Here is a 21,227-nt window from a genome sequence, read left to right on the forward strand (position 1 = left end):
TCAGCCTAACAATTCTATGACCTGACCGTCCTGGCAGCGTAAAACGCGGGCCGGGTATTTGTTCAGCAAATCGTAGTTATGGGTTGCCATCAGCACGGCAGTTCCAGCGTTATTAATCGCCTGAAATACCTTCATAATCTGGTCAGAAACTGCCGGGTCGAGGTTGCCGGTAGGTTCGTCGGCGATCAGAATCTGCGGTTCGTTGAGCATGGCACGGGCAATGACAACGCGCTGCTGCTCGCCACCCGATAGCTGATGGGGCATTTTTTCTGAGCCGTTCCCAGGCCCACCTGCATCAATACCTCAGCGATGCGGTTGTTCATGTCGGTCTTGTTTTTCCAGCCCGTAGCCCGCAAAACAAACTTCAGGTTGTCTTCGACCGAGCGATCATAAAAGAGCTGAAAATCCTGAAAAACAATCCCGATCTTCCGGCGCAACTGCGGCACGTCGCGGCTTTTAAGGGCATTGAGCTGATAACCAGCTACATTACCTTTGCCGTTTTGCAGCCATAGATCGGCATAGAGCGTTTTCAGCAACGACGACTTTCCACTGCCCGTTCGTCCGATTAGGTATACAAACTCACCCTTGCCAACCTGAAAGGACACATCGCCCAGAATCAATTTTGGGCCCTGGTAAATGTCAGCATGGTCGAGCGTTAGAACAGGATCGGAAGAAAACATAATTCAGTTATCAGCTATCAGCCAACAACCAACAGTGGCACCCTTGAAGCACTGTTGGTTGTTGGCTGTTGATTGGTCACTGTTTAACAGGCAGGTTTGCTTTTTCGTGGTCAGACAGGAACTTGGCAAGACCAATATCGGTAAGTGGGTGATTGAGCAATGCCTTAATCGCGCTGAGGGGAGCCGTCATTACATCGGCACCAATTTCGGCGCATTTGATGATGTGCATCGGGTGACGTACCGATGCCGCCAGTACTTCGGTCGTGTAGCCGTAATTGGTGAAGATGGTTACGATCTGCTCGATCAATTCCATACCATCAGTCGAAATATCGTCTAAACGACCAACGAACGGCGATACGAACGAAGCTCCCGCTTTGGCCGCTACCAATGCCTGACCCGCCGAGAAAATCAGCGTGCAGTTGGTGCGAATGCCTTTTTCTGAAAAATATTTGATGGCTTTGATACCGTCGGCGGTCATCGGGACTTTCACCACAATGTTTTCGTCGAGTTCGGCCAGTTCATCGCCTTCTTTAATCATTTCTTCGTATTTAACCGAAATGACTTCGGCACTAACGTCGCCTTCAACAATCTCGCAGATTTGCTTATAGTGGCGCATTACGGCGTCTTTGCCGGTGATACCCTCTTTCGCCATCAGCGAGGGGTTGGTTGTTACACCGTCGAGGATACCCATTTGCTGGGCTTCGCGAATGTCGGCCAGATTGGCCGTATCGATGAAAAATTTCATGGTTTTATTAAATTATAGACTAATAACGTTTGTACCGTCCTGGATTTTGCAGACGTGAAGGTACGTATCTTTCCCCGTTTGGCGTTTATATTCTTCGGTAATCCGATTTGCGAACGCATCCAACGCACGCGCTTCTACTAAGTTGATGGTGCAGCCGCCGAAGCCGCCCCCCATCATTCGCGCACCCAGCACGCCCGGCTGTTGCCGCGCAATGCCAACTAATATGTCTAACTCAGGGCAACTAACTTCGTACCAGCGGCTTAGCCCCTCATGCGACCCATACATCAACTGCCCGAACGTGGCTACGTCTCCAGCTTCCAGAGCCGCCACACCGTCGAGCAGCCGTTGATTTTCCTGTACTACGTAGGCGCACCGGCGATATAGATGCGGTTCTTTTTCTTTCAGATGCGTATCCAGCATCGTCATCGTTACATCACGCAGACTACGGATGTTGGGATAAACCGTCTGGAGGAGTCGAACGCCCGCTTCGCATTCGGCCCGGCGCGTGTTGTATTCCGACGTCACGAGCGAATGCTTTACCCGCGAATCGCAGAGAACGATGCGGATACCTTCCATTTGCAGCGGGGCGTAGGCGTAATCGAGCGACCGACAATCGAGTTTAATGACGTGTCCGGCTTTTCCCATCATGCTGGCAAACATGTCCATGATGCCTACTTTCGCGCCAACAAATTCGTTCTCAGCTCGTTGCGAGAGTTTGAGAAGCGAAATTCGATCAAGACCGAGGTCAAATAACTCGTTTAGTGCAAAGCCAACGCCATTTTCGAGGGCCGCCGATGATGATAAGCCCGAACCCATCGGGATAGTGCCACCGAATACGCAGTTGATTCCCCGCAATGGGTGATTGGCCTGCTGAAACTGTGCTATAACGCCGAGCAGATAATCGGCCCAGGTGTTGGTTTTCTGGATGGTATCGAGCGAACCGACGTAGGTTTTACTGAGGTCGTGGGCAATAAAATGCAGCTCATTATCGGCGCGTGGGCCAACGGCTAAATAAACGGCTTTATCGATGGCGGCTGGCAATACGAAGCCTTCGTTATAGTCGGTGTGTTCGCCGATGAGGTTAACGCGGCCAGGAGAGCAAACAAATGTAGGTTCAGCATTGAACGCGTTCTGAAACGACGCGGCCAGTTGGTTCAGTAGGTCCATTCGACCGGGGAGCAAAACAGAAGGGTCGGAAAACAAAAAATGGCAAACCAATGTCTCACCGCTACAACCACCTACCCTTGCTTCGGTCAAGACCTGGGGGATTCAGCAGGAGCTGGTAGCACCGATTTGCCGACGCAAAGTTAAGCAATTGTTAGCCAAACGACCAAACTTAGGCCGTATCTTTGTGAACTATCTGGTTTCGTAACATAGAGATTCACGGAGAGAAAGAGATTCGCAGAGACTTCGTTAAATCTGCCAACTCGCTGAGTATCTCTGCGTAATAACTTTTTTATAATGACTCGCTCATCAATCATTTTTTGTTTCTGGTCTCTGATTTTTTTTGGATGTAACTCGGCCAACGAGGCTCTTGAACAAGGCCGGGCGCATTTGCGCGACGGGAAATTTCGGGAAGCTGTTCAGGTGTTGAACAAAGCCATCGAAGCCGATGCCGACAATGCCGAAGCGTTCAACTCGCGCGGGGTAGCTTATTTTGAACTAAAAGAATACGCCAACGCCACACTCGATTACGATCAGGCTATCAAATTGCAACCCGATTTTTACCGACCCTACTACAATCGGGGCTTGCTGAAACTGGCCCAAAACGACCTGACGGGTGCGCTGAAAGATTACTCCGACGCCATTCGGCTGGCTCCCGATACGAGCCAACGCATCCGGGCCGAAATTCTGCTTAACCGGGGTCAATTGTTTGCTACACAGGGTCAGGTACAACCGGCTATGACCGACTTTTCGGAGGCTATCAAACTTGCCCCCGACAATGCGTTGGCTTTATATAACCGGGGTAATCTGCGTTATCAGGAAAAAGACCTGACCGGAGCAACGGCTGATTTTCAGCAGGCCGTGCGGGCTGACCCAAAATTTGGCAAAGCATTCTACGGGCTTGGTCTGGCTCAGGTTCTGCAAAATCAACGCGAGGCCGGTTGTGTGAGTCTCAAACAGGCACAGGCTTTGGGGTATGCCGATGCCGCCAACGCCGTAACGGGCTACTGTCAGTAAACATTTATTTACTCGTATGCGTAAGACTCTTTCTATCGTTTTCGGGCTGCTTTTTGTGTTGTTTGCGGCTTTTCAATACAACGATCCCGACCCGGAAATTTGGGTGCCAATTTACGGCGCAGCGGCTGTAGCCTGTTTTATGGCCTGGGCGGGCGTGGGGCGTTGGTGGTTTTTTGCTGGTATGGCCGGGCTGTATTTTGTGGCAACCTGGTATCAGTGGCCGTCTCGGTTCGAAGGGTTTTTATTCAATGAACTGGGAATGCGTAGCCTGAATATCGAACTGGCTCGTGAGGCCGGCGGACTGGGTATCTGCGCGGCTGTCATGGTTTTGTTTGCGGTATTGACCCGCAATTCCGTTCGCTTATGAAACTCGTTGAATGCCCCCGCGATGCCATGCAGGGGCTGCACGATTTTGTGCCAACCGATCTGAAAATCCGCTACCTGAACACGCTGTTGCGGGTTGGTTTCGACACGCTCGACTTTGGTAGTTTTGTTTCACCCAAAGCCATTCCGCAACTGGCCGATACTGCCGAGGTGCTTGCCGGACTCGATCTTTCGGGAACGCAGACGAAGTTACTGGCTATTGTAGCCAATCGGCGTGGGGCCGAGCAGGCGGCTGGCTATCAGCAGATTCAGTACGTTGGTTTTCCTCTGTCTATGTCAGAAACGTTTCAGCAGCGCAACACTAACAAAACCATCGAACAGGCGTTTGTCGAAGTGGCCGAGATTCAGCATCTATCCGTTGGCGCGGGGCAACAGTTGGTCGTTTACTTATCGATGGGTTTCGGAAACCCCTACGGCGATCCCTACAGTCCTGAATTAGTCAGCGCGTTTACGGAGCGGCTGGCGCAGATGGGTATCGGCATCGTAGCACCATCCGACACGGTGGGCACGTCGACGCCCGAAACCATCGAAACCCTGTTCCGGCATTTGCTGGCCGAGTTTCCAGCTATTGAATTTGGCGCACACCTGCACGCGCGGCCCGGCGATTGTTCTGCCAAAGTACGGGCGGCTCTGCGGGCGGGTGTTGATCGCATTGATGGAGCCCTGCGTGGCTTCGGTGGTTGCCCAATGGCTACCGACGACCTGACCGGCAATCTGCCTACCGAAGAGATCATCCAAACTCTTCATCAGGAAGGCGTTAGGTTTACGCTCGACGAGCAGGCATTTGCCGAAGCAATGCAACTATCGGCGGAGGTGTTTTTTTAGGAAGTTAATCCATAAACATTGCCTGAATTTCTTCTTTTACGGCTTTAAGAGCGTCGGCGGTGGGTTGTTTGTCTTTTTGGATAATGCGCTCGAAAATGCGTTTCGACAGGTCGAGGGCGGGTGCGTCGGGGCGAGTGTCGCCCGATGCCTGATTGATAAGCGTGGCTACCTCATTCATGGCGGCCTGAATTTTCTCCCAAACCTCCTGGCTCATGTATACCTGCTGCGACAGGTTGTGGTTGTATTCGTCCCGAATTTCCTGGAGCAACCGTTGTTGAAATTCCAGTACGGTGGTGCTGCTGTTGCCCAGCCGCAGCAGCAGATTGTTTGGGCTGATACGTTCCAGAAACAGCACCATGCGCTCGTAGGCTTGTAGGCGAATCGGAACTACGGTTTCGGTATAACGGGTTTTTACTTCATTACGGTGGCGGTCGGCTTCCCGCTCAAGCAAGAGTTTGGTTGTCAGATACATACCGTAGAGCACTAAGCTGGCCGGGATAATCAACTTCAGAAAATCGCTGAAAAGCTGCATAAAGGTGGACGAATTGTTCACGCGAAAAAAAGTAATTTTGATACTTATGATTGATAAACCGATTGTAGTTCGGCCCGAGGCCCGTCAGCAAATTATCGATACGTTGCACGCCAACAAAATTCCCGGCGAATACGGCCTGCGGGTAGGTATACGCGGTGGCGGCTGTGGCGCATCGTGGCTGCTGGGCTTCGACCTGCCCGGTCCCACCGACGAACTATATAACGTTGATGATGTGCGTGTCATTATCGACCGAAAACATTTACTCTACGTATTGGGGGTCGAAATCGGCTACGAACCGGGCGGGTTCACGGTTGAAAAGAGTGCAGGGGAGGGGGCATAGGGCGAAAGATGGTCATGGTCTCCGCTTTCGCTTGTCGTGTCGTTTGCCTATCGAAATTCTTGGCATGATTTTAGGTCATGTTTTTTTAACTTTCTCTTATGCCTTGTGAAGCGTATCGAACATCACCTGTTTTTAGTTCTGGCTCTGCTGGCGGTTGGGTTGTCGGTACTCTGTTATTTTTTCTTTGAAAAAGATCTCCCCGGAGCAACCGACGAACAATACCTCAGTGCTGTTCAGGAACGTGTAAAAGAAGAAACCCAGGTCAGTGCCAACGAATTGAACACGATTGCGGGCCTGGTTCAACAAAAGAAAAAGCCAACGTTTTCTGAGTTGACCGTGGCAACGCGCTACCCGTATTTTATATTCCAGAATGGGCAGTTACTATACTGGTCCGATCATCGATTTATTCCTGACTATGAGCAGATAAAGGCCGTAGTTCAGCCCCAATTAGTCGATTTCAATGAAAGCCGTTATTTAGTAAGTCATCGACAACTAAAGCGTCAGACAACGGATGTCGATATATTTTCGCTGATTCCGATTTACAAATATTACCACAGCAGTAACGCATACTTACAATCGGGCTATAATTCTGGTATTTTCTCTATTGATCCACAGGCTGTCAGCACTACCCGGCAAAAAGCGTTTCAGGCTATCTACGACCACTCATCCGTCTTTCTGTTCTCGGTTGTACCGCCCAAAGTCGATATTTACCGAAATCAGTCAACCCCGGCCAATACGGTAATTCTGGCTACGTTAGCCGTGATGTTTCTTGGCTTGTACGTACTACGCGTACTAACGCGCCTGAAACGACGTCGGCAGTATGAGCGCGGCTTTATCTGGTTGTCGGCTTACCTGGTTTTGTTGCGGGCGTTGATGCTCTATTTCGGTGTTCCGTTTCTGTTTGTCGAATCGGATTTGTTCAATCCGCGTTTTTATGCCGCTTCGGTGCTGGTTCCTTCCTTAGGCGACTTGCTCCTGAACGCGCTGGTGGTACTGGTGCTGGCGTTATACTGGGTTAATCATTACTATCGCTCCGGGGCTTATCGATTGTTGCTCAACATCCCCAAGTGGGCGCAAACCTTGCTTTCGTTGGTATGCGTTGCGTCAAGCTATGGCGTATTCGCGCTGTGCTACAGGGAGTTAAACAACATTTACGAAAAGTCGCAGTTTACACTCGACATCACTTTGAGCATTCAGTTTTCGGCCCTGAAACTGGTGTGTCTGCTGGTGTTCATTGTAATTTCCTGCATTTATTTTCTGTCGCTTCATTTGCTCGTCAGCCTGTTTATTCGGTACAACCGACGGGTGCATCTTGGGCGTGGGTTATTTCTGGTAGTGCTCGGAACCATGCTGACAGGCGTATTCTGCTGGCTGGCGGGCTGGCCGGTTAGCTGGATTTTGCTGCTGAATGGCGTTTATTTTATGCTGACATACGCCAGTCAGCTACCTCGAACGCTGTACACATTCCGCTATCGCACGTCCATATATTTGTTTCTGGCCGCTTTTGTTTGTGCTGCCATGACTGCTTACGTGGTTTATAATCAGGAGATTAGAAAACAGTTGGTGCAGGAACGCGAATTTGCCCGGCAACTGCTCGCCGAAAACGACGAGTTCGGCGAATTTCTGATGGGTAAAGCGCAGGAGTCTATTGCCCGCGACCTTGAAATCAGCCGTGCGTTACGCGTCGATTCGGTGCTGGTGCGCGAACGGATTCAGCAACGGGTGAAGAGCCTGCACTTAGATAAGTACTTTGATAAGTATGATATTGAGGTCTTTTCGTTCCAGGCCAATGGTAAGCCGCTCGATATTAGTCCAGCCGCTCCGTCGCTGGCGGTCCTGTCGGACCGATACCGGCAAAAAAACTACCTGACCAAGAACCCCAATATTTACTTTGTAAACGAAGTCGGCAATCAGTTTATAAAACAATACCTCTGCTTCATCGAAATTCGGCAAACAGATGGCTCGGCCACCTCGTTGGGGAGTTCGGCTGGTACTACGCTGGGCCATATTGTGCTGGATATGCGGCTCCGTAACGAGCGGCCCAAAAATGTTTATCCCGAACTGCTGGTCGATGCCAAATTCAGTCAGCAACCCAACGCCCCCGAATACAGCTACGGTGTTTTCAGTGGTAAACGGCTCGGTGGTATTCAGCTAAAATCGGAGCCACCTTACGGACTCATTTACAGTGCAGGCAGCTACAATTACGAACGTAAAATGACCCCGCAACTGCTCGAAACAGTGATTATGCATACAGAAGGGGTTTCGGCGAACGGCTACCAGCACGTAGCCCAGCGAGGGCATGATGGCCGGGTGGTAGTGGTGTCGGCAGCCGAGTATCCATTCAGGAATGCGTTCTCGAATTTCTCGTTCCTGTATCTGTTGCTGGTGCTAACCGTAATTCTGGTTATTATCGGTTATGCAGCTAACTACCGGCTTACCCAATTCAGTATCAACTATTCGACACGGATTCAGATACTGTTGAATGTGGCTTTTTTTCTGCCTCTACTGCTGGTTATTCTCATTATTCTGGGGGTTATCAGTGCCAACTACATTGCGAATCAGGAAAATAGCTACATCAACAACACCCGAAACATTGCCGCTAATTTTCTGACATACCTCAGCGAACACATGGCGCAGAAGCGCAGCAAAGCGTCGATGGAAGAAGAGTTGGGTAAGATAGCCCGCGATGCCGATATCGACATCAATTTATTCGATACGCAGGGCCAGCTCTACACGTCGACCCGGCCCCTGATCTACGAGAGTGGCTATCTGTCGAAGCGCATCAACCCTGAAGCCTACGTTCATGTCATCGAAGACAAAGAAAATCAGGTGCTGCTGAATGAATCGCTCGGTACAAAGCAGTACCGCACGGCTTACGCTGGCATCAAGTCATACGATGGTAAACTGCTCGGTATTTTGAGCATACCGTATTTCTATGCCCGCCCAGATTTAGACCGGCAATTGATCGAAGTAATTGCCTCGGCACTGAGCATTTTTACCGCACTGTTCCTATTCTTTTTGGTGCTGTCGTACTTTGCCTCGAACATTTTGACCAAGCCGCTACGAATGCTGACGCAGAAAATCCGCAAAACTAACCTCGACCGACCAAATGATCCGCTACTGTGGCGATCTGACGATGAAATTGGTCTGCTGATACGCGAATACAACCGGATGCTGGTGAAATTGGAGGAAAGCAAGCAGGAACTGGCGCAGAATGAAAAACAATCGGCCTGGCGCGAAATGGCGAAGCAGGTGGCTCACGAAATCAAGAACCCGTTAACACCTATGAAGTTGACGTTGCAGCACCTGCAACGGACCTTGCCGGGTAGTAATTCGGGCGAGACCGGTGCCAACGATGCCGTAACGCGCCGGGTACAGCGCACATTTGATTCACTGCTCGAACAAATCGATAACCTGAGCGACATTGCCACATCGTTCTCCGATTTCGCTAAAATGCCGTTGCCAAAAAACGAAGTGTTTGAAGTGACGGGCGTTCTGAACAAAGCTGCCGACCTATATGCCGACGATCACCGAATTGTGCTCAGAAGGCAGATTAGCCCCGGCCCTGTTATGGTCATCGGCGACCGACAGCTCATTGGCCGAATACTTACGAATCTGATAATCAACGCTATTCAATCTGTCCCGCCCGACCGTCGGCCTACTATCGACCTGCGGCTCTATACGAAAGATGACGAAGCTCAGATAGAAGTACACGACAATGGTGCGGGTATTCCCGAAGCTATTCATACGAAAGTATTTCTGCCCAATTTCAGCACCAAACGGGGCGGTTCTGGTTTAGGATTAGCTATTGCCAAGCGAGGTATCGAACATGCGGGCGGAACAATCTGGTTTGAAACCACCGAAGGCGTTGGCACCTCGTTTTTTGTGTCGCTGCCGTTATCAACAGTCGGTGATGCCACGAAACTACCAAGCCAGACCATAACACGGTAGGATAGAAAAAAGTCAGCCGGTCAGGAAACCCAACCGGCTGAAACTCATAGTCTCAAACATCACTCAAAAACGTGTCCGCGAGCCATTTTGGCTGTTCATCAGGGGCGAAACGGGGGTATCGTCATCCAGAGTAACGTGTTTCCAATTTTCGCCCGACCGTATGCGGTTAAGCTGTGTATGTGTAATGCCAAACTGTTTGGCAATCATTTTAAGCCGGTTTTTATCGTTACGAAGCAGCTTCTTAATAATCTTCACCTTGCTTTCGGTAAGCTTATAGTTGCGTGTTTGCCGAAGTACGGGCCGGTTCTTGAGGTTTGGGTTGTTCCGATTGTGTTCGATCATCTCCTCTTTCGTAACCCAGCGCAGATTTTGGTAATAGTTATTCTGCTTATCATGGTCGAGATGAATGACAAACGTTGCATCGGGCTGGTTTCGGCTAATAAAATGCTCGGCTACAAGCTTATGAACGTATCGGTTCAGGGTTTTTCCCTCCGAACGGATATTCAGTGACCGGTATCCCTGGATAACCGATCCTTTGATAATCGTGCTGGTTGGTGGCGTCACGGGCGTACCCAACTTTCGCCGTTGGGTAGTTGGCGTTGTCTGAAAACTACGTAGCCTCCCGTAGTTTGATACTTCGTACCGGGGCGGGTTTTCAATTCCATCAAACACAATGGACACCCACTTCTCATTCCAGTAACTCTGGCTTTTCTTCTCTTCCATACCGGGTGGGACTATATTATCTATTGACGTATCGAACAGGTATTATGTTTAACTATGGTTTAACAAATGTACAACAAAATAGTTATAAGATATTTTTGCGAACGAAGCTGAAAATCAATAAACTACCGTAAAAACGGAACGTATATACCTGATATAGATAAAAAAGGGGTAAAGTTTTTCCGCGTTGTGCGTACCAAACGTTAAACAAAACTTGATAAGGAAATAAAGCAGCGAAACTGTAATGGCCCAGCCGGGGTTTACCTGCAAAAGCTTGATGAAATGAGTACAACCACACATAAGACGCTGGTGATTGGTGCTTCTGAGCGACCCGACCGATACGCCAATCAGGCCGCGCAACGCCTGCTGCGACATGGGCATTCAATTGAACTAATTGGGTTGCGCGAAGGAACAATCTACGGAAAACCCATTCAAACGGGGCTACCGCACTTAACAGATATAGATACGATAACGATGTACGTCAGTGCCCGCAATCAGCCCGGCTATTACGAGTACATCAAACAGCTAAAGCCACGCCGGGTTATCTTCAACCCCGGTGCTGAAAATCCGCCCTTCGCTGAAGAACTCCGACAGGCTAACATCGAGCCTGTCGAAGCCTGTACACTGGTGATGCTATCAGTAGGAACGTATTAGCCCGCGTAGAGACGCAAGATTTTGCGTCTCATTACCGGATGGTTTTCTGTAGCAAATGAGACGCAAAATCTTGCGTCTTTATACCTGTTATCACCATTTAATCAACGCTGAAGCCCAGGTGAAGCCGCTCCCGAAGGCGGCCAAACAAATTAAATCGCCTGACCGGACGCGCCCCTGCTCAAACGCTTCGGTGAGGGCGATAGGAATAGAAGCCGCCGTTGTGTTGCCGTACTGCTGAATATTGTTGAATATCTTATCGTCGGCCAGTCCCATCTGCTGCTGTACATAATTGGAGATACGAATGTTAGCCTGATGTGGCACTAACAGCGAAATATCATCGGCCTGATAGCCATTGGCAGTAAGACTTTCGTTGATCACTTCGGCGAAGCGCACCACCGCGTGTTTGAACACGGCATTGCCATTCATCACCACGTCGAAGCCGCCTTCATCAATCATTTCTTTGGTGGCGGCCCGGTTGGGGCGGCTGCTGCCCGGCTCTTTTACGTAGAGATCTTCAGCAAACCGACCATCGGCGTGGAGGTGCGTCGATAAAATGCGGTGTTCGGGGTCGGTGGTAGCTTCAACGACAGCCGCGCCCGCGCCGTCGCCAAAGATTACGGCTACTCCGCGCCCGGCGGTGCTTTTGTTGATCCAGGTCGATTGAATTTCAGACCCAACCACCAGAATACGCTTATACATGCCCGTTTTAATGAACTGATCGGCGATAGAAAGCGCGTACACGAAGCCCGAACACTGATTGCGAATATCGATAACGCCGATACCGTCGAGGCCGAGTTCGCGCTGCATCAAAAACGCCGAACCCGGAAAGTAATAATCGGGCGTGATGGTAGCGTAAACAATCAGTTCAATATCAGCCGATTGCAACCCGGCCCGGTCAATAGCCATGCGCGAAGCTGCGGTAGCCATGCTGGCGTTGGTATCTTTGCCGTAGGTGAAATAACGCCGTTGCCGAATGCCCGTCCGCTCCTGAATCCACGCGTCCGACGTTTCCATGTACTGGGTGAGGTCATCGTTTGTCACCACATTTTCGGGGACGTAAAAACCTAACCCACTGATCTTCGAATAAACCGTAGTCATGTATTTTGGTAAAAAACAGTCGGCAAAGGTACGCAAATCGAAAAGGTTTTCAGCACCTTCCCGGATGTTAAGCCGCCTGCAAGGCAAACGTGTATTCTTCCATAATGAGGTTTGCCAGCAATTGACGGCAGGCTGCATCAACGGTTTCGCGGGCCTGCGTTTCGGTGTCGGCATCTACTTCGAGCCGGATATGTTTGCCAATGCGCACGTTGTCGATGCTGTCCATGTGCAGGTTGTGTAAGCCCAATTTTACCGCTTTGCCTTGTGGGTCCAGAATTTCCGGGCGGGTCATAATGTCGATTTCAGCGATGTATTTCATGATTTGGTAATTGAATGATAGAATGGTTGAATGATTGAATGAATCCGTTACCTGACTACTCCATTCAATCATTCAACCATTCTATCATTCAATCATTTATTTATTAGTGAAAGAACGATGTACAGCAGGATAATGAGCGGAATGCCTGCGAACTGCAAAAATAACAGGAGCAGAATGGAAGCCAGCAAAAAACTGTATTTCATCCGGTTTTCGGCCCAGCCAAACGACTTGAATTTGAGTGCGAAGAGCGGCACCTCGGCTACGAGCATGAACGAAAAGGCAATGAGCATACCCAGTCCGATATCATTTTGCCAGAACGCATCAAATTGCGGCTGATACCGACCCATTAGCGGGAAAGCCGCAATCAGCATGGCGTTGGCGGGCGTTGGTACACCGATAAACTGATCGGATTGCCGTGTGTCGATGTTGAATTTAGCCAGCCGGAGTGCCGATAAAATAGCGATCAGGAAAGCCAGATACGAAATGTTACCCAAATCCTGAAACCAGCATAGTTGAAACACGATAGTAGCGGGCAATACGCCAAACGTAACCACGTCGGCCAAGGAGTCGAGTTCTTTGCCGAACGGTCCCGAAACGCCCACTAACCGTGCCACGAACCCATCGCCAAAATCGAGCAGGGCCGCTACACCGATGAGCCAGGCAGCTATCTCCAAATGCCCACGCAGAGCCATTACGAGGCCAATGCACCCGCACAGCAAATTGCCGCAGGTCATAGCATTAGGAAGGTGTTTCATAAATTATGAGTGATGAGTGATGAGTGATGAGTGATGAGTATTGCTTTCGCGTTAGCACTCATCACTCATCGTTTATCACTCATCACTAAAAAAGGGTTTGTTCGCTTTTCATGCTCGATGGTAGTCGGTTCCATGTGGCCGGGGTAAACCACGTAATCATCGGGTAAGGTAAAAAACTTCGTGCGGATGCTCTTGAGCAGGTCGGCATGGTTGCAGTACGGGAAATCGGTGCGGCCAATGCTGTTCCGAAATAGCACGTCGCCCCCAACTACATAGCGGTCGGCATGGTTGATAAAGGCCACATGTCCGGGTGCATGACCGGGCGTAAACACTACGTCGAGTACGGTGTTGCCAAATCGAATCTGATCGCCTTCAGCCAGAAAGGAGTCAATCGTACTGTGTTCGTAGCCGCGCAGACCATATAACACACAACGCGTAGGTACGTCGTTATAAATTACCTGATCTTTCGGGTGGAGATACACCTTGACGCCAAATTTTCGCTTTGCGTATGTCACCCCAAAAACGTGGTCAAGGTGGGCGTGGGTAAGCAATAGGTGTTTGATTGTCAAGTTGTTTTCCTGGATAAATCGACCTAATGCTTCTTTCTCATCCTGATCGTAGCAACCGGGATCTATAAGTACGGCTTCATTCGTCGCATCGTCGGCAATGACGTAGGTATTTTCAGAGAAAGGAGAAAACTCGAAGACTTTGATCATAGTAACGCGGGTGGGAACCCGCAGCCATAAACTATACAATGCGGGTTTTCACCCGCCTTACTGTTACAAAAGTAAAAATACAGTTGGTTTTTTACGCAGATCAGGAATTTGGGTTTTCCATTCGCGGATGGTCAGCGTTCGGACAAAGGCATCGGGGGCGGTCAGGTTGCAGGCTACGCACAGGCGGGTGTTGCCGCCACAGTTCGCCAGCACGTCGGCCAGGAGCGCGTCGTTGCGGTAGGGCGTTTCCATGAAAATCTGCGTCTGACTACGCTGTTGGGCTTCTTTTTCCAGAAATCTGATGGCACGGGCGCGGTCCTGCTTTTCGATGGGCAGATAGCCATGAAACACAAACGACTGCCCGCTCATACCCGACGCCATTAACGCCAGCAAAATACTCGATGGCCCCACCAGCGGCTCCACGCGCCAGCCCAGCGCATGAGCCATGCCCACAACCACCGCGCCGGGGTCGGCCACGCCGGGGCAACCGGCTTCGCTCAGTACACCTGCGTTGCGTTTATGCTCCATCAACTCCTGAATTTGCCGGCGCGTATCCGTTGGGGGCGTGTCTTTGCTGAGTTCAAAAAACGTGGTGTCGTCAATAATGCGTCCTGTTTTCAGGCCCGTAATAAACCGACGTGCCGAGCGGATATTTTCGGCAAAATAGGTATCCGTTTGTTCGATTATCCCGCGAATGTGGGGTGGTAAAACCTGATCGGCGGTATCGTCGGCCAGCAGGGTAGGGATGAGGTAAAGTGTTGGCATTATGATACAAACGTTATCAGCACTTCTACAAACTCAGCCGGTTTTTCGGCCTGTACCCAATGCCCCGCGCCGTAGATGGTTTCGATCTGAACATTCGGAAAAATGCGTTTGATCGTCGGAATGTCTTCGTCCAGAATATAGGGCGATTCGCTGCCCCGGATAAACAGCGTAGGTTCGGTTACGATGCGCGGGTTGGTTAGTTCGTCGCCCACGCCGTGCAATTCGCGTTCAATGACGGGCAGATTAATACGCCAGTCGAACTGCCCCTGTTCGTTGCGGTACAGGTTTTTGAGCAGAAATTGCCGAACAGCCGGAATCGGCTCATACTGACTCAGCACTGTGTCGGCCTCGTTGCGGTTGCTGAGGTTGAGTAGATCAATCGCTTTCAGGCCACGTATAAGATCGGCATGGTGAATGGGATAAAATTTGGGTGCAATATCAACCACAACGAGTTTGCTGAACTGCCCTGAATACTGCATAGCAAACTGCATCACGGTTTTTCCCCCCATCGAATGGCCCACCACCACGGGCTTATCTAACCCCTGATCCACAATAAACTCGTGCAAATCGGCAGCCATGCTCAGGTAACTCTGATCGTCGGCGCGGGGCGACTGCCCGTGATTGCGCTGATCGAGCGCGAACACCCGGTAGCCACGGGCGGCAATAGCTTTGCTGACGGTCAGCCAGTTATCGGATGAGCCGAAGATGCCGTGCAGAATAATGATGGGCGGGGCGGTTGGTTCGCCCACTTCTCTGAAAAATAACTTCATACTTGTTGAAACGCAGAGGCAAAGAGTTTGCACGGAGGCCGAAGAGAGAAGAAGCAAACTCTGTATCCTCTGCGCGACCTCCGCTTCTCTGCGTTTAATTGACGTAAATTACTTTTTCCTGTTTCTGAACTAATTCACCGAATGACTGCAACGTGAATCCGTTTTCAGTCGCTACGCGTTCAAACTCGGCAGTACTATCCGGCGAAACAGCAATCAACAACCCGCCCGACGTTTGCGGGTCGGCCAGTACGTAGCGTTGTGTTTCGGTCAGTTCGCCGATTTTGTGGCCGTAGCTGTCCCAGTTGCGCACCGTGCCGCCCGGAAAGCTTTTTTGTGCCAGATAGTCGTCAATGACCGGCAGTTTCGGTACGGCTTCATACTTGATAACCGCGCTCAGGCCCGATCCTTCGGCCATTTCGGTGAGGTGTCCCAGCAACCCGAATCCCGTTACGTCGGTCAGGGCTTTTACGTAAGGAAGTTTGCCCAGCACGGCCCCGAAACTATTAAGCTGCGCCATTTGCGCCGGGGCCATATCGGCGTGTTCGGGTTTGAGAATGCCTTTTTTCTGAGCGGTAGTCAGAATGCCCACGCCCAGCGGCTTGGTCAGATACAAGCGACACCCTTCGGTAGCGGTGTTGTTCTGTTTAAGGTGTTCGAGCCGAACGCGCCCCGTTACGGCCAAACCGAAAATGGGTTCGGGCGAGTCGATGCTATGCCCGCCTGCCAGCGGAATGCCCGCCTGCTGACAAACGGCCCGCGAACCTTCGAGCACCTGCCCGGCCACTTCGGGCGGCAGTTTGTCGAGCGGCCAGCCCAGAATCGCAATCGCCATAATGGGTTCGCCCCCCATAGCATACACGTCGCTAATGGCATTAGCTGAGGCAATACGCCCAAAATCGAACGCATCGTCGACGATGGGCATAAAAAAGTCGGTGGTGCTGATAATAGCTTCACCGTTGCCCAGGTCCATCACGGCGGCATCGTCGCGCGAGTCGTTGCCAACGAGGAGGTTGCTGTAGTGCGGCTGAGAAGCCGTAGCGTTGGTGTGTAGGATTTTATCTAAAATTTTGGGCGAAATCTTGCAGCCACAGCCTGCTCCGTGGCTGTACTGAGTCAATTTGATAGCAGTTGTTTCAGGAACGATCATAAGTGGCGAAAAACCCGGCGCAGTTTAGTTCTGGCAAAGGTACGTTGTTAACACAACATCCAGGAACTGAACTTGGTTAAGTACAAAATCAGTGATTGATTTAATACATGGTGCTGACTTAACAAAAACTTAACATTGGTGAATAGAACAGAAACGGAGTCTTCTTGACCTATTCCATGAATGATGCCAATAAATTATTGTACAGTATCACTTTTTAAAGAAATGGCGTTTTGTAACCCGCAGAAAATTGTATCATCTTTGCGCCCGAATTGACAGCCTGTCAACGGGTTGAACTTCATGGTACTACTAACCAAATCACAAATTTTTATGTCAAAACAATTACTGCACGTTCGGGCTGCGTTATTGCTGTTCGGCGTTATGCTATTGACTGTGCTGAGTGGCAGCGTAGTAATGGCGCAGGGTGTAACGACTTCATCAATCAACGGTGTTGTTACGGACGATAAAGGCGCAGAATTACCCGGCGCAACGGTAGTGGCGGTTCACACGCCTTCGGGAACACGTTACGGAATCACCACGAACGCACAGGGTCGCTACAGCTTCCCGGCAGTTCGGATTGGTGGTCCTTACGAAATCACTGTTACATTTATCGGCTTTCAGCAACAGAAGCGCGAAATCGTGTCTGCCGAATTGAACACGCCCGTGTCGGCCAACTTCAAACTACTTGAAGAAGGCAAGCAACTGACGGAGGTTGTCGTAACTTCTTCGCGTGGAAGCATTATTGACTCCGAGCGGAATGGCGCATCAACCAACATTGGTAAACAAAGCTTCGAGCGGTTGCCCACGTTATCGCGTAACTTTCAGGATTTCAGCAACCTGACACCACAGGCGGGTCCTGGTTTTTCATTTGGTGGTCGGTCACAGTTGTATAACAACTTCTCGATTGATGGCTCCACGGCCAACAACGTATTCGGTCTGGCGGCTCTGCCGGGTGGTCAGTCGAGTGCAACGCCGGTAAGTATCGACGCCATTGAGCAGTTGAACGTGTCTATCTCGCCGTTCGATGTAACGCAAGGCTCATTCACGGGCGCGGGCGTGAATGCCGTAACGCGGTCAGGCACGAACCGCTTCGAGGGATCGGCCTATTATTTTGGCCGTAACCAGAGTATGGTCGGCTCGAAAGTCGCTGGTGTAGAAGTACCAGCCGCTCAACAGCAGGATTTCAGTTTCCGTAACCTGGGTGTGCGCTTAGGTGGCCCGATTATCAAAAATAAACTGTTCTTCTTTGTCAACGCTGAGCAGGAGCGTCGGTCAAGTCCGGCAGTGTTATTCCCGGTGGGCGGTTCTGATGCTCTCGGTGTTCCATTTCAGCAAACGCAGGCAGCTACGGATTTAGAACGACTCCAAACGTTCCTGACGACAACCGGCCCGAACAAGACGTGGACGTATGATCCGGGAACACTCAATCCGTTCAACGCGCTGAACCAGAGTTTTAAATTCCTCGCCAAAATCGACTGGAATATCAGCGACAAGCACAAACTGACGGTTCGTTACAATCAATTAAACTCGTTCAGCGATATTCCGCCCAGCAACTCAGGCTCAAACGGGGTAAACCCGCAAAGCGGTCGTCAGAACAACGTCAATACCATTCCGTTCTCGAACACCTGGTATCGGATCAACAACAACTTGCGTTCGGTGATTGCTGAGTTGAACTCTACCTTTGGCAACAAATATGCCAATAATCTTCAGGTAGGTTATACGGCGTTCCGTGACTTCCGCGAAGGTGGTGGCGGTGTTGCTACGCCTAACTTCCCTACAGTTGATATTGCTGGTCCAAACGGAAATACGCTTACCAGTTTCGGGGCCGAGCCGTTTACGCCCAATAATATACTGAATCAGGATGTTATTCAAGTAAATGACCGTTTCGATATTTTCGCCGGCAAGCACACGATTTCGATTGGTACGGCCAACGAGTTTTACCGATTTGAGAATGGTTTTACACCCGCTATTCGGAACATCTACACGTTTAACAGCGTAGATGATTTCATTAACAACGCAACGAACCCCACGGCTGCAAACGCGCCAACGGGCTTTACTACATTATTTTCAGCCGTTCGTGGAGTTCCAGTGCCCATTGCCCGTTTCAACTCGGCTCAGTTAGGCTTCTACGCCCAGGACGCGTTCAACATTACGCCCCGCTTCCGCATTACGGCTGGTATCCGTGTCGATATTCCGACGTTCAACGACAGCGGTCTGCTGTCAAACTTGGTGTCGGACACCATGAGATTTAACAATGGCGAACGGATTCAGGTTGCAAAACTGCCCAACACCACCCTGCTCTGGTCGCCCCGTGTTGGTATCAACTGGGATGTCCTGGGCGACCGTAGCCTTCAGGTACGTGGCGGAACGGGTGTCTTTACGGGCCGGGTTCCGTTCGTGTGGATATCGAACCAAATCAGCAATAACGGGGTGTTGTTTGGAACAATCGCCCGTGTCGGACAGGCAGCCAATGCCACAACGTCGTTTAATCCTGACCCGACGTTCTACTACCCACCCTTAACGGGCGAACCGGGTACGCCATTAGCACAAACGTTCTCGATTAACGCAACAGTGCCTAATTTCCGCTTCCCGCAGGTATGGCGTACAAGCTTCGGCGTCGACAAAACACTGGGTGGCGGCTGGGTAGCTACGTTCGACGCTATTTATACAAAAGACCTGAACGCCGTCTATATCCGCGATGCTAACTTAGCGAATCCGGCGGGTACGCTGGCTGGCGATGGCCGCCCGGTATTTGGTGCCGTTGCCGGTACGGCAAACAACCCGCCGTTCGACCGCCGTCTGAACGACCGGATTGTACAGGCACTGGTACTTGACAACATCAACCGGGGTTATGCACTGAGTTTAACGGCACAAATTCAGAAGCGTTTCTCGCGTGGTTTTGAAGGCTCACTGGCCTACACCTTTACCGACTCGAAAGACGTTAACGCGCAGAGTGCTTCTACCGCTGGTACGCTGTTCTCAGGTCAGCCCATTGTAGGTTCGCCAAACTTGCCGAACCTCTCCTTCGCTAATAACCTCATCCCGCACCGTATTGTGGGTTTCCTACAATACCGCAAAGAGTATCTGAAGGCGTTTGCCACAACGGTTTCGCTTATCTATACAGGGCAGAACGTGGGTAACTTCTCCTATACTTATCTGGGAAGCCCCAACAGCGAAGGTATTAATGGCAACGACCTGATTTACGTACCCCGCAATCAGAATGAAATCATCCTGACGACGACTAACGCACAGGATACGCGCTCTACGCAGCAAATCTGGGATCAGTTGAATGCGTACATAGAGCAGGACCCGTATCTGAGCAAGCGTCGTGGTCAGTATGCCGAACGGAACGGCGCTTATCTGCCCTGGCAAAATCTGTTTAACTTCCGGTTGCTCCAGGATTTCTTTATCACGGCAGGCAACCGCCGACATACGTTACAAGTGTCGGCTGACGTGATAAACGTTGGCAACCTGCTGAACTCGAACTGGGGTGTGGCGCAACAAACGAATCGTGCGAACCTGTTGAACTTCATTGGCTATGAAACGCCAAATACAGGTACTGCCGTTACGACAGGACGGCCTATCTATTCATTTGCAGAAGCGGCCCCCGGTCAGGCTTTGACGTCGACCTTCACCAACAACGTGAACCTGATTTCGCGCTGGCAGTTGCAGTTAGGTGCCCGGTATATATTCTAATCAACAGCATTACGGCTTAAAAAAGCATGAAAAATAAGTTGAACATCATCGGTACAGTCGTGGCAACATCGTTGTTGTCGGCAGTACTGCTCACCGGTTGCGAGGACACCGATTATCCGGCTGCTCAACCCGCCACTGGTCCGTCGACGAATCAGGCCCGCTTCCTGTTTGTGAACGCGGCTCCGGGCGCACCAGCCTTAAATTTTCTGGTCGAAAACAATGCGGCTGCTCAGGCAATCGCTTTCGGTCAGGCATCCGCCTATGTACCCTCTCAGGTAGGCCCCGTCCAGTTGCGTGCTAAAGCCGCTTCGGGGCAGATTGGTGGTGTGCTGGGGAGCGGAGACGTTCTGTTCCGGGCCGGTGCTACCAACCAAACCAACTTTGCTGCTGTTGCGGGTACAAACTACTCGGTGTTTGTAACCGACTCGCTGAATCGCCCCCGCCCAACTACAACGGGTGCTACCAACCCCGGTGGGCCGCAGTTTCTGGTCGTGACGGATAATCTGGCGGCTCCGGCGGCAGGGAACGCACACGTTCGATTCTTCCATCTGGCCCCCGATGCCCCCGCAGTGTCGGTACGGTTAGTGCCAACGGCTCCTGCATCGGTAACAGTAACGCCTACGCTCAACAACCGGGCATATCGGGTTACGTCAGTGGGATCAGGTACGGCAGTAACAAACTTCGCCAACTTTACGCCCGTTCCGGCAGCTACTTATACAGCGCAGGTATTTTCCCTGACTGCTGCTCCGCCAATTTCGTCTACCATTGCTCCGATATTGACGGTTCCCGGTCTGGCTTTGGCCGACGGAAAGATTTACACGGTTTATGCCCGTGGTCTGCGTCGCGCGAGTACATTGGGTGCTGGCGTAGTGCAACACAACTAAGCGTATATCTTACGTAGGAACGCAAAACGCCCCGGCCAACACTGGCTGGGGCGTTCTGTGTTCCTGAA

19 protein-coding genes and 1 pseudogene are annotated in these 21,227 nt (G+C 51.0%); 8 read left to right on the plus strand and 12 right to left on the minus strand.

Annotated features, from left to right (window positions below):
* The 3 genes and pseudogenes from AWR27_RS02110 to AWR27_RS02120 form a co-directional block, all read right to left on the minus strand.
* Positions 1-680 (minus strand): annotated as a pseudogene (locus tag AWR27_RS02110) (cell division ATP-binding protein FtsE).
* Between the two features lie 76 nt (positions 681-756).
* Complete coding sequence (fsa, locus tag AWR27_RS02115; protein ID WP_077129663.1) at positions 757-1,425, minus strand: fructose-6-phosphate aldolase; 669 nt, start codon at positions 1,423-1,425, stop codon at positions 757-759.
* A 12-nt stretch (positions 1,426-1,437) separates the two neighbouring features.
* Complete coding sequence (locus AWR27_RS02120; protein ID WP_077129664.1) at positions 1,438-2,592, minus strand: galactokinase; 1,155 nt, start codon at positions 2,590-2,592, stop codon at positions 1,438-1,440.
* A 294-nt stretch (positions 2,593-2,886) separates the two neighbouring features.
* On the opposite strand from AWR27_RS02120, the gene AWR27_RS02125 reads away from it, so the two are divergent.
* The 3 genes from AWR27_RS02125 to AWR27_RS02135 are packed head-to-tail and all read left to right on the plus strand — an operon-like array spanning position 2,887 to position 4,815.
* Positions 2,887-3,606: a tetratricopeptide repeat protein gene (locus AWR27_RS02125; RefSeq protein ID WP_077129665.1), complete on the plus strand. Its 720-nt coding sequence runs from the start codon at positions 2,887-2,889 to the stop codon at positions 3,604-3,606.
* A 16-nt stretch (positions 3,607-3,622) separates the two neighbouring features.
* Positions 3,623-3,973: a transmembrane 220 family protein gene (locus AWR27_RS02130; RefSeq protein ID WP_077129666.1), complete on the plus strand. Its 351-nt coding sequence runs from the start codon at positions 3,623-3,625 to the stop codon at positions 3,971-3,973.
* Complete coding sequence (locus tag AWR27_RS02135) at positions 3,970-4,815, plus strand: hydroxymethylglutaryl-CoA lyase (RefSeq protein ID WP_077129667.1); 846 nt, start codon at positions 3,970-3,972, stop codon at positions 4,813-4,815. The genes AWR27_RS02130 and AWR27_RS02135 overlap by 4 nt, the downstream gene beginning before the upstream one ends.
* Before the next feature lie 4 nt (positions 4,816-4,819).
* On the opposite strand, the gene AWR27_RS02140 is transcribed toward AWR27_RS02135, so the two are convergent.
* Positions 4,820-5,347, minus strand: coding sequence for a DUF7935 family protein (locus AWR27_RS02140; protein ID WP_077133746.1), 528 nt, complete (start codon positions 5,345-5,347; stop codon positions 4,820-4,822).
* A gap of 46 nt (positions 5,348-5,393) precedes the next feature.
* Between AWR27_RS02140 and AWR27_RS02145 the strand changes: the two genes are divergently transcribed.
* Positions 5,394-5,687 (plus strand): HesB/IscA family protein, encoded by a 294-nt coding sequence (locus tag AWR27_RS02145; RefSeq protein ID WP_077133747.1) that lies wholly within the window; start codon positions 5,394-5,396, stop codon positions 5,685-5,687.
* Between the two features lie 105 nt (positions 5,688-5,792).
* Positions 5,793-9,638 (plus strand): sensor histidine kinase, encoded by a 3,846-nt coding sequence (locus AWR27_RS02150; RefSeq protein WP_077129668.1) that lies wholly within the window; start codon positions 5,793-5,795, stop codon positions 9,636-9,638.
* Positions 9,639-9,701: 63 nt separating this feature from the next.
* Here AWR27_RS02150 and AWR27_RS02155 read toward each other — a convergent pair whose 3' ends face one another.
* Positions 9,702-10,361 carry an HNH endonuclease gene (locus AWR27_RS02155; protein WP_077129669.1) on the minus strand — a complete coding sequence of 220 codons (660 nt, stop codon included), beginning with the start codon at positions 10,359-10,361 and terminating at the stop codon, positions 9,702-9,704.
* Positions 10,362-10,640: 279 nt separating this feature from the next.
* On the opposite strand from AWR27_RS02155, the gene AWR27_RS02165 reads away from it, so the two are divergent.
* Positions 10,641-11,012: a CoA-binding protein gene (locus AWR27_RS02165; protein ID WP_077129671.1), complete on the plus strand. Its 372-nt coding sequence runs from the start codon at positions 10,641-10,643 to the stop codon at positions 11,010-11,012.
* Positions 11,013-11,102: 90 nt separating this feature from the next.
* Here the strand turns inward: AWR27_RS02165 and AWR27_RS02170 are convergent, their stop codons facing one another.
* From AWR27_RS02170 to selD, 7 genes are all read right to left on the minus strand, one after another.
* Entirely contained in the window at positions 11,103-12,110 is a 1,008-nt protein-coding gene (locus AWR27_RS02170) for a 3-oxoacyl-ACP synthase III family protein (protein ID WP_077133748.1), read from the minus strand.
* 67 nt (positions 12,111-12,177) lie between these two features.
* Positions 12,178-12,429 carry a phosphoribosylformylglycinamidine synthase subunit PurS gene (gene purS, locus AWR27_RS02175; RefSeq protein WP_077129672.1) on the minus strand — a complete coding sequence of 84 codons (252 nt, stop codon included), beginning with the start codon at positions 12,427-12,429 and terminating at the stop codon, positions 12,178-12,180.
* 92 nt (positions 12,430-12,521) lie between these two features.
* Positions 12,522-13,184: a CDP-diacylglycerol--serine O-phosphatidyltransferase gene (gene pssA, locus AWR27_RS02180; RefSeq protein WP_232325952.1), complete on the minus strand. Its 663-nt coding sequence runs from the start codon at positions 13,182-13,184 to the stop codon at positions 12,522-12,524.
* Between the two features lie 65 nt (positions 13,185-13,249).
* Positions 13,250-13,900, minus strand: a complete 651-nt coding sequence (locus AWR27_RS02185; RefSeq protein ID WP_077133749.1) for an MBL fold metallo-hydrolase — start codon at positions 13,898-13,900, stop codon at positions 13,250-13,252.
* A 63-nt stretch (positions 13,901-13,963) separates the two neighbouring features.
* On the minus strand, positions 13,964-14,665 hold the full coding sequence (locus AWR27_RS02190) for an SAM-dependent methyltransferase (protein ID WP_077129674.1): 702 nt from the start codon (positions 14,663-14,665) through the stop codon (positions 13,964-13,966).
* Positions 14,665-15,435 carry an alpha/beta fold hydrolase gene (locus AWR27_RS02195; RefSeq protein WP_077129675.1) on the minus strand — a complete coding sequence of 257 codons (771 nt, stop codon included), beginning with the start codon at positions 15,433-15,435 and terminating at the stop codon, positions 14,665-14,667. Before AWR27_RS02195 ends, AWR27_RS02190 begins: the two co-directional genes overlap by 1 nt.
* A 94-nt stretch (positions 15,436-15,529) precedes the next feature.
* Complete coding sequence (gene selD, locus AWR27_RS02200; protein ID WP_077129676.1) at positions 15,530-16,582, minus strand: selenide, water dikinase SelD; 1,053 nt, start codon at positions 16,580-16,582, stop codon at positions 15,530-15,532.
* Between the two features lie 327 nt (positions 16,583-16,909).
* On the opposite strand from selD, the gene AWR27_RS02205 reads away from it, so the two are divergent.
* Entirely contained in the window at positions 16,910-20,275 is a 3,366-nt protein-coding gene (locus AWR27_RS02205; protein WP_077133750.1) for a TonB-dependent receptor, read from the plus strand.
* A 26-nt stretch (positions 20,276-20,301) separates the two neighbouring features.
* Positions 20,302-21,159 carry a DUF4397 domain-containing protein gene (locus AWR27_RS02210; RefSeq protein WP_077129677.1) on the plus strand — a complete coding sequence of 286 codons (858 nt, stop codon included), beginning with the start codon at positions 20,302-20,304 and terminating at the stop codon, positions 21,157-21,159.
* The last annotated feature ends 68 nt before the right edge of the window (positions 21,160-21,227 follow it).

This window comes from Spirosoma montaniterrae, from assembly GCF_001988955.1.
GTDB classification, from domain to species: Bacteria; Bacteroidota; Bacteroidia; order Cytophagales; family Spirosomataceae; genus Spirosoma; species Spirosoma montaniterrae.

Bases quoted from the DNA above. Each gene is read 5' to 3' on its own strand.
- AWR27_RS02210 (WP_077129677.1), top strand. From the start codon at position 20,302: ATGAAAAATAAGTTGAACATCATCGGTACAGTCGTGGCAACATCGTTG.
- fsa (WP_077129663.1), bottom strand. From the start codon at position 1,425: ATGAAATTTTTCATCGATACGGCCAATCTGGCCGACATTCGCGAAGCC.
- pssA (WP_232325952.1), bottom strand. From the start codon at position 13,184: ATGAAACACCTTCCTAATGCTATGACCTGCGGCAATTTGCTGTGCGGG.
- AWR27_RS02120 (WP_077129664.1), bottom strand. From the start codon at position 2,592: ATGGACCTACTGAACCAACTGGCCGCGTCGTTTCAGAACGCGTTCAAT.
- AWR27_RS02135 (WP_077129667.1), top strand. From the start codon at position 3,970: ATGAAACTCGTTGAATGCCCCCGCGATGCCATGCAGGGGCTGCACGAT.
- AWR27_RS02145 (WP_077133747.1), top strand. From the start codon at position 5,394: ATGATTGATAAACCGATTGTAGTTCGGCCCGAGGCCCGTCAGCAAATT.
- AWR27_RS02140 (WP_077133746.1), bottom strand. From the start codon at position 5,347: ATGCAGCTTTTCAGCGATTTTCTGAAGTTGATTATCCCGGCCAGCTTA.
- AWR27_RS02130 (WP_077129666.1), top strand. From the start codon at position 3,623: ATGCGTAAGACTCTTTCTATCGTTTTCGGGCTGCTTTTTGTGTTGTTT.
- AWR27_RS02170 (WP_077133748.1), bottom strand. From the start codon at position 12,110: ATGACTACGGTTTATTCGAAGATCAGTGGGTTAGGTTTTTACGTCCCC.
- AWR27_RS02205 (WP_077133750.1), top strand. From the start codon at position 16,910: ATGTCAAAACAATTACTGCACGTTCGGGCTGCGTTATTGCTGTTCGGC.
- purS (WP_077129672.1), bottom strand. From the start codon at position 12,429: ATGAAATACATCGCTGAAATCGACATTATGACCCGCCCGGAAATTCTG.
- AWR27_RS02125 (WP_077129665.1), top strand. From the start codon at position 2,887: ATGACTCGCTCATCAATCATTTTTTGTTTCTGGTCTCTGATTTTTTTT.
- AWR27_RS02190 (WP_077129674.1), bottom strand. From the start codon at position 14,665: ATGCCAACACTTTACCTCATCCCTACCCTGCTGGCCGACGATACCGCC.
- AWR27_RS02155 (WP_077129669.1), bottom strand. From the start codon at position 10,361: ATGGAAGAGAAGAAAAGCCAGAGTTACTGGAATGAGAAGTGGGTGTCC.
- selD (WP_077129676.1), bottom strand. From the start codon at position 16,582: ATGATCGTTCCTGAAACAACTGCTATCAAATTGACTCAGTACAGCCAC.
- AWR27_RS02185 (WP_077133749.1), bottom strand. From the start codon at position 13,900: ATGATCAAAGTCTTCGAGTTTTCTCCTTTCTCTGAAAATACCTACGTC.
- AWR27_RS02165 (WP_077129671.1), top strand. From the start codon at position 10,641: ATGAGTACAACCACACATAAGACGCTGGTGATTGGTGCTTCTGAGCGA.
- AWR27_RS02195 (WP_077129675.1), bottom strand. From the start codon at position 15,435: ATGAAGTTATTTTTCAGAGAAGTGGGCGAACCAACCGCCCCGCCCATC.